The sequence below is a fragment of the Haloarcula limicola genome, assembly GCF_010119205.1.
In the GTDB taxonomy this organism is placed as follows: domain Archaea; phylum Halobacteriota; class Halobacteria; order Halobacteriales; family Haloarculaceae; genus Haloarcula; species Haloarcula limicola.
The window spans coordinates 1-3,276 of record NZ_WRXM01000007.1; the positions used below are offsets into that span (position 1 = coordinate 1).

Genomic DNA, 3,276 nt, shown 5'->3' on the forward strand with positions numbered 1-3,276 from the left:
ATGAAACCGTGTGTACGTGCGATCCAGGCGTCCACTGGACTCGTTCAGTTTAGCGAGTCACAACGACGTTGGCTACTATGCCAGCTGGTGGATGGCTCGGCTCGAGAGCTGAAGAAGGACGTGCCAAGCTGCGATAAGCCTGAGGGAGCCGCACGGAGGCTAAGAACTCAGGATCTCCGAATGGGAATCCCCACAGCAATTGCTTCGCGCAATGAGGAACCCCGAGAACTGAAACATCTCAGTATCGGGAGGAAAAGAAAACGCAATGTGATGTCGTCAGTAACCGCGAGTGAAGGCGACACAGCCCAAACCGAAGGTCACACGACCAATGTGGTGTTCGGACTGACTCTCATCGCTCGACCGCCTTTATGAAGTCCCTTGGAACAGGGCGTGATACAGGGTGACAACCCCGTAATGAAGGTCAGTACGGCGTGCGTCAGCTCCAGAGTAGCGGGGGTTGGAAATCCCTCGCGAATTTCGCAGGCATCGACTGCGAAGGCTAAACACTCCTCGAGACCGATAGTGCACAAGTAGTGTGAACGAACGCTGCAAAGTACCCTCAGAAGGGAGGTGAAATAGAGCCTGAACTCAGTTGGCGATCGAGCGACGGGGCATACAAGGTCCCCCGGACAACGACACAGCCGCGAGGCTGCAGTAGAATCCGCGGGAAGCCGATGTTCCGTCGTACGTTTTGAAAAACGAGCCAGGGAGTGTGTCTGTATGGCAAGTCTAACCGGAGCATCCGGGGAGGCATAGGGAAACCGACATGGCCGCAGTCTTCCGACCAGGGCCGCCGTCTTCAAGGGCGGGGAGCCATTCGGACACGACCCGAATCCGGACGATCTACGCATGGACAAGGTGAAGCGTGCCGAAAGGCACGTGGAAGCCTGTTAGAGTTGGTGTCCTACAATACCCTCTCGTGATCTATGTGTAGGGGTGAAAGGCCCATCGAGTCCGGCAACAGCTGGTTCCAACCGAAACATGTCGAAGCATGACCTTCACCGAGGTAGTCCGTGGGGTAGAGCGACCGATTGGTGTGTCCGCCTCCGAGAGGAGTCGGCACACCTGTCAAACTCCAAACCTACGGACGCCGTTTGACGTGAGGATTCCGGTGTGCGGGGTAAGCCTGTGCACCAGGAGGGGAACAACCCAGAGAAAGGTTAAGGTCCCCAAATGTGGATTAAGTGTAATCCTCTGAAGGTGGTCTCGAGCCCTAGACAGCCGGGAGGTGAGCTTAGAAGCAGCTACCCTCTAAGAAAAGCGTAACAGCTTACCGGCCGAGGTTTGAGGCGCCCAAAATGATCGGGACTCAAATCCACTACCGAGACCTTTCCGCACCCCTTACAGGGTGACCGAGTAGGTTGGCACTCTCATTGGATGGAAGCAGGGGTGAGAACTCCTGTGGACCGATGAGTGACGAAAATCCTGGCCATAGTAGCAGCGATAGTCGGGTGAGAACCCCGACGGCCTAATGGATAAGGGTTCCTCAGCACTGCTGATCAGCTGAGGGTTAGCCGGTCCTAAGTCTCACCGCAACTCGACTGAGACGATATGGGAAACGGGTTAATATTCCCGTGCCACTATGCAGTGAAAGTCGACGCCCTGGGGTCAACCACGCCGGGCCATCGCCCGGTCGAATCGTCAAACTCCGTGGAAGCCGTAATGGCAGGAAGCGGACGAACGGCGAGATAGAGCAATGTGGTTCAACCTGGGGCCCGTGAAAAGACGAGCATAGTGTCCGTACCGAGAACCGACACAGGTGTCCATGGCGGCGAAAGCCACGGCCTGTCGGGAGCAACCGACGTTAGGGAATTCGGCAAGTTAGTCCCGTACGTTCGCAATAAGGGATGCCTGCTCCGGAGAGGAGCAGGTCGCAGTGACTCGGAAGCTCGGACTGTCTAGTAACAACATAGGTGACTGCAAATCCGCAAGGACTCGTACAGTCACTGAATCCTGCCCAGTGCAGGTATCTGAACACCTCGTACAAGAGGACGAAGGACCTGTCAACGGCGGGGGTAACTATGACCCTCTTAAGGTAGCGTAGTACCTTGCCGCATCAGTAGCGGCTTGCATGAATGGATTAACCAGAGCTTCACTGTCCCAACGTTGGGCCCGGTGAACTGTACATTCCAGTGCGGAGTCTGGAGACACCCAGGGGGAAGCGAAGACCCTATGGAGCTTTACTGCAGGCTGTCGCTGAGACGTGGTCGCCGATGTGCAGCATAGGTAGGAGGCGTTACACAGGTACCCGCGCTAGCGGGCCACCGAGCCATCAGTGAAATACTACCCGTCGGTGACTGCGACTCTCACTCCGGGAGGAGGACACCGGTAGCCGGGCAGTTTGACTGGGGCGGTACGCGCTCGAAAAGATATCGAGCGCGCCCTAAGGTCATCTCAGCCGGGACAGAGACCCGGCGAAGAGTGCAAGAGCAAAAGATGACTTGACAGTGTCCTTCCCAACGAGGGACGCTGACGCGAAAGCGTGGTCTAGCGAACCAATTTGCCTGCTTGATGCGGGCAATTGATGACAGAAAAGCTACCCTAGGGATAACAGAGTCGTCACTCGCAAGAGCACATATCGACCGAGTGGCTTGCTACCTCGATGTCGGTTCCCTCCATCCTGCCCGTGCAGAAGCGGGCAAGGGTGAGGTTGTTCGCCTATTAAAGGAGGTCGTGAGCTGGGTTTAGACCGTCGTGAGACAGGTCGGCTGCTATCTACTGGGTGTGTCATGGTATCTGACGGGAACGATCGTATAGTACGAGAGGAACTACGATTGGTTGCCACTGGTGTACCGGTTGTTCGAGAGAGCACGTGCCGGGTAGCCACGCAACACGGGGTAAGAGCTGAACGCATCTAAGCTCGAAACCCACCTGGAAAAGAGATACCGTTGAGGTCCCGCGTACAAGACGCGGTCGATAGACTCGGGGTGTACGCACTGAGGTAACGAAGTGTTAAGCCCACGAGCACTAACAGACCAAAGCCATCATTCATACGCACTGTGACTCGCTTCACCGGCGATTGAGTTCGCTGACTGAACGAGTCCAGGCGCTAACTGGATCGCACGTACACATTGGTGAGACCGACCGAGAGCGGTATACCATCACGGTTCGACTCCGTGACTCGGCGTTAGGCGGCCATAGCGGTGGGGTTGCCTCCCGTACCCATCCCGAACACGGAAGATAAGCCCACCAGCGTTCCAGCGAGTACTGGAGTGCGCGAGCCTCTGGGAAATTTGGTTCGCCGCCACCATTCATTCCCTATCATTCATTCAGCCC

The 3,276-nt window shown here is 56.4% G+C and carries 2 rRNA genes; both read left to right on the top strand.

Features of this window, described 5'->3' with window-relative positions:
• The first annotated feature begins 62 nt into the window (after nucleotides 1-62).
• Nucleotides 63-2,991 (top strand): 23S ribosomal RNA (locus GO488_RS19510).
• A gap of 136 nt (nucleotides 2,992-3,127) precedes the next feature.
• Nucleotides 3,128-3,250: ribosomal RNA gene (gene rrf, locus GO488_RS19515) — 5S ribosomal RNA — on the top strand.
• Nucleotides 3,251-3,276 lie beyond the last annotated feature (26 nt).